The sequence below is a fragment of the Pandoraea sp. CB10b_02 genome (assembly GCF_002216225.1).
Lineage (GTDB): Bacteria > Pseudomonadota > Gammaproteobacteria > Burkholderiales > Burkholderiaceae > Pandoraea > Pandoraea nosoerga.
The window spans coordinates 1-4,611 of sequence record NZ_NJGW02000045.1; the positions used below are offsets into that span (position 1 = coordinate 1).

A 4,611-nucleotide genomic window follows, 5' to 3' on the forward strand; every position below is an offset into this window, starting at 1 on the left:
GGCTGTCTGTGAATCTCGACTTCTTCATCTGCAGAACTCCCTCTTAACGAGAAAATTCTACTTCTCCCAGCGGTGGATTTCAGGGGGTATTACCCATGGACCCCGGCGGCAATATGGGCGAGCCCCCATACCCAAGGGCACGCCTCCGGCAACAAACTGCGGATCAGTTTTTCAAAAGCGGCGACAAGCCGAAAACGAAACATGCCTTGGTTTATTCAATACCTACTGAGATCGCAGTCGAAGTCATATTCTTTTTCGCGGTTGTCTCTACCGAGCGGGTACGTCCTCGCGCGTATTGGGACTCCTGTGTGCGGCGCAATCGCCGCAATTGCCGTCATCTCCGATGCGCTAGCATCGTCGCCCGCCGTCGAAGGTCTGATGGACATTCTGATTAATGGCGATTTGGTGTGGCTAGCGGTTGCACCTCTTACCACGTTCGTCTTCTTGCTTACCCTCGGCGCAAGAGATCAGTCCCACTGGGGCGCGACGCTCGCGGGATGCGCCTCGTTCTCCGCTATCCAATCCGGAGCTCCGCTGTGGGCACTCCTACTCGCGCCAGGCCTATCGACGTCGGCAGTGGTTGTCCTGACGATTGTGCTCCGTCGCTCGCGCCGATCGCTCACAAGGCGATTCGCTTTTCGCTCGTTCGCCACGCTTGCGACATCTGCACCGTTCGGGCTGCTTCTTCTGACGCACGTATCCCGGGCACAGGTGAGCTTACAAGCACCCGACACCCGGTCGGCGAGCATATTGGTGCTCCTCACATTCTCTGCGTGGCGTCTTCTTCGACCAGCAACGGGCAGAGGTCTCACGCCGAGCGCCGACGATATTCGTGACGCACAGCTGATCGCCCATCGATTTCCGCGTAGCGACGCCGGGCTCATGCTCATGGGCGACAAGAGTCTCCTATTCTCCGCGTCGAGATCGTCGTTTCTCGCGTATGCCAAGTACGGAAGGACCTGGGTGGCACTTTACGACCCTGTCGGCCCACGCAATGAATGGCCCGCGTTGCTTGACGCCTTTATCGAACTGGCGAAAGAGCATTCAGGTACCGCTGCGTTCTATCAGGTACGCCCCGAGTCGATCCAGATGTATGTAGACGCGGGTTTGACACTCATGAAAGTCGGAGAGGAAGCGTGGCTCGATCTGGACACGTTCTCTCTCAGCGGTGCCCGCAGATCTCATCTCAGATATGCATTGAAGAGAGGGGAACGAGAAGGTTTGACCTATCGGCTGGTGTCGCCCGGCGAGATGTCGAGCGCTCTACCGTCATTGCGGGCAGCGTCAAACGCCTGGCTGCACCACCGAAAGGCGTCCGAGAGGTGCTTTTCTATAGCGGCGTTTGACGAGAGCTTCGTGAAAAGGCACTCGGCAATTGTCGTAAGTAGAGGGAGCGACACCCTGGCTTTCGCAACATACATGACATCGAGCGACGGCAGCGAGGCAACGACCGGGGTCATGCGTGTCATCCCGAGTGCGCCGGCCTGCACGATGGAATACCTCTTTACTCATCTGTCTCTCGAACTGAAAGCTGCGGGATTCTCTCGCTTCAGCCTCGGCGTCGCCCCCTTCTCAGGGATCAAACGATCGTCGATATCGACGTCATGCAACCGCATTGGATACGTCATTTCACGCCATGGCGGCAGTGCATACAACTTCCGTGGCTTGCGTTCGTTTAAAGAAAAGTTCTCGCCGCGCTGGACGCCGCGCTATCTCGCGGCAAGCGGGCGTCTCGGGCTATACAGGGCACTTGCTGCACTTCCAGGCCTCACCGCAGGTAAACGATCATGAAGCTCAGATACTGGTTTCCCGTCGCTGCCGGCCTGCTGGCCGTCGGCCTGTCCCTCATGCCCGCAGCCAGAAAGATCGACGGAGGGCGATTTGGAAAACTGCGTATCGCGTCGGTCGATGGCCCCGTTGCAGGAGTCACTCTGCTGTTTTCATCGGCCGAAGGTTGGACCGAGCGAAATCGGGACATCGCGAGGGAACTGGCGGATCGCGGAATCCTGACGGTTGGCATCGATAGCCGTCGCTATCTCGCAAACTTGTCCAAGGAAAAAGCCGACTGCCAGTATCTTCCCGCAGATGCCGAGTTCGTCAGCCAACAACTTCAAAGAGACCTATCAACACCGATCTATCACACACCCGTCGTCGCGGGCTTCGGCATCGGCGGACGCATCGCTCAGGTGATTCGCGATCAGGCTGCAGCGAACACGGTCAAGGGCGCCGTCGTGTCGTCGACAGATGCAGAGCCGCAACTGCCTGTTGCGCTATGCGACGCCCCCGCTCCGGGTGTCAACCTCGAAGGGCCGGAATTCGTGGACCGGTTACCTCCAGACGACACCCGCGCGTTCGTCGACACCATACGCCGCCGCGCGTCAGAGCAACCTGATGAGGCTACGCAGCCTAATTTCTCGACACTGCCGCTCATCGAGCTACCGGCGTCAGGGGCATCGGGTAGGCTCGCGGTCGTCATGTCCGGCGATGGCGGATGGCGCGATCTCGACAAAGAAATCTCCGAGCACCTGAGAAGCGATGGCGTTTCAGTGGTCGGCTGGGATAGCCTTCGGTATTTCTGGACTGAGAAGACTCCCGACCAGACTGCGGGGGCGCTCAAACAAGTGCTGGATCACTACGCGAACATGTGGCACACGCCGAAAATAACATTGATCGGATATTCGTTCGGGGCAAATGTGCTTCCATTCGCATACAATCGCCTCCCGGATCGCCTGAAGGCTAAAGTAGACCAACTCGTTCTCCTGGCACCGGAGCCTTCGGCCGACTTTCAGATTCGAGTCTCGGGCTGGCTCGGATTGCATCAGGAAACGCTCGCAAAAAATGTCCGTGAACAAATAGCGACGTTGCCTACCAAGAACGTTCAGTGCTTCTACGGGGCGGAAGAATCACAATCCCTGTGTCCATCGTTGCTCGACACACTCGCAGAAGTGGTAAGGACCGATGGTGGTCATCACTTCGACGGGAACTATCGGGCGATCGAGCAAAAGATCCTGTCGTTTCATCGCCGCTCACCTGCTGGCCGACGACATTGACGAAAGGAACTCGATGACGCTGTTGACAACGTGATCCCGGTCGTTATCGACGCAGATCATGTGATAGCTGTTTTCCAGCTGTACAACACGAACGTTGCATGCTTGCTGCCCCCCGCCGATCTTGCGCATAAGCAGCGCCGCGGAGCGGGGACTCGTCAGTTCATCGTAGCGCGCATAGACAACGAGCGTGCTACATCGCACTTGGTGCAGATTTCTGCGCGCTCTTACGCGGAGTGAATCGAACTCCCGCAAGCTCTTGAGCGGGATCCAGCTATAGTGAAAGGCATCTCCTCGCTTAAGTCTCGCACGCACGATCGATCGAATTTTCTCGTTCTTGACTCCGTACGGCGCGGACTCGCGAACCTTGATACGGCGGGCTAGCGAGGGTATGAGATAGGCAAGATGCCTCACCACCTTGTACCAGGGCAAGGACCAACCGTCGATGAACATCGGCGGGGCCAGCATGACAAGGCCGCCGGATAGGTGGCCTTCGTTTTTTACCACTTCGACGGCGAGGAGTGCGCCCATACACATGCCGACGACATGAACTACGTCGTGCCGCTGCTTCATCGTCAGGTACGAAAGACGCACGGCATCCGTCCAGTCCGCGACGCTTATCCCCAGAAGATCTTCCGGACTTCCTCCATGACCAGGGAGAGTCACCGTCTCCACGCAAAACCCCTCCGCTTCCAGGCACGAGCGAAGCGGACCGAAATCGGAAATCGTACCTCCTAGACCGTGAATCATGAGTACACCGGGCATTGACATTTCAGATCCATGAGAAACGAATTGAGACTGCATCGGCCGCCCGCACATAGGAGGGCGCCAAACCATATTCAATCCAGTTTCCTACATGGAAACCCACCTAAAAATGGGCAACCCCCCAAAAAAATCAGCGCGGAACTTGCTTGCCAAAAAAGGCAGAAATCAGAGGGGCGCGCGACGGTCTGTCGGCGTCTCCATTCGGCTCGATCGTAAGCGCCTTCACTAAGCCGTCCGTATGCACGATGCGACGGATATGCGATTCGGAACGCTTAACCGAACTCAGTCCGTTCTTTTTGTTTTTTGGGGACCACGCCTTGCGGGAAATATCTTCGCCGCGCCCGAGACAATAAATTGCTGCCGCGCGGTGATACCCGGCGATATGCACGGTCTCGTCGCGGTGCAGTGAGGCCATGATCGAACGGACCCGATCCGTCGAGGCTGCAACGCTTGTGGCGATCTCGACAATGGTCGCGCCCTCGACGCTCCCGAGGTGGCGCAACATCTGGTTCCGAAGTAAGGACGTTCGTTTGGGGCGTATGGCCCCGGCTTTCATCGCCTGCGTCTCCAGCGCACGCCATGTGTGCTCCGGATAGAGTTTGGCGAGGTCGGTTGCAGACATTCCGGCTTCCCAACGATCCTTGAGCGTCGCAAGGCGGGCTTCAGTCCAAACACGTTTACGCAATCAGATTTCTCCTGATGGAGTTGCCCCTGTAACTCAGGACACGTGGACACCGTTAGGTTGATGACGCCGCTGCTCGCCTGAACTCGCGAGGCGAGCGGTATTTCAGGGCTTTGT

Annotated in this window: 4 protein-coding genes; 2 read left to right on the forward strand and 2 right to left on the reverse strand. The window is 57.6% G+C overall.

What is annotated here, in order from left to right:
- Positions 1 to 378 precede the first annotated feature (378 nt).
- Positions 379 to 1,791: a phosphatidylglycerol lysyltransferase domain-containing protein gene (locus CDN36_RS22415; protein ID WP_287497977.1), complete on the forward strand. Its 1,413-nt coding sequence runs from the start codon at positions 379 to 381 to the stop codon at positions 1,789 to 1,791.
- Entirely contained in the window at positions 1,788 to 3,050 is a 1,263-nt protein-coding gene (locus tag CDN36_RS22420; protein ID WP_287497978.1) for a virulence factor family protein, read from the forward strand. The genes CDN36_RS22415 and CDN36_RS22420 overlap by 4 nt, the downstream gene beginning before the upstream one ends.
- Here CDN36_RS22420 and CDN36_RS22425 read toward each other — a convergent pair.
- Positions 3,027 to 3,866 carry an alpha/beta hydrolase gene (locus CDN36_RS22425; protein WP_353846880.1) on the reverse strand — a complete coding sequence of 280 codons (840 nt, stop codon included), beginning with the start codon at positions 3,864 to 3,866 and terminating at the stop codon, positions 3,027 to 3,029. The genes CDN36_RS22420 and CDN36_RS22425 overlap by 24 nt on opposite strands.
- Positions 3,867 to 3,942: 76 nt before the next feature.
- A complete protein-coding gene (locus CDN36_RS22430) occupies positions 3,943 to 4,497 on the reverse strand; it encodes a hypothetical protein (protein WP_287497980.1) in 555 nt (184 codons plus the stop codon).
- Between the last annotated feature and the right edge of the window lie 114 nt (positions 4,498 to 4,611).

What these genes read in the sequence shown, in the direction of transcription:
- CDN36_RS22415 (WP_287497977.1), top strand. Translation starts at nt 379, where the DNA reads ATGGACATTCTGATTAATGGCGATTTGGTGTGGCTAGCGGTTGCACCT.
- CDN36_RS22420 (WP_287497978.1), top strand. Translation starts at nt 1,788, where the DNA reads ATGAAGCTCAGATACTGGTTTCCCGTCGCTGCCGGCCTGCTGGCCGTC.
- CDN36_RS22425 (WP_353846880.1), bottom strand. Translation starts at nt 3,866, where the DNA reads ATGTGCGGGCGGCCGATGCAGTCTCAATTCGTTTCTCATGGATCTGAA.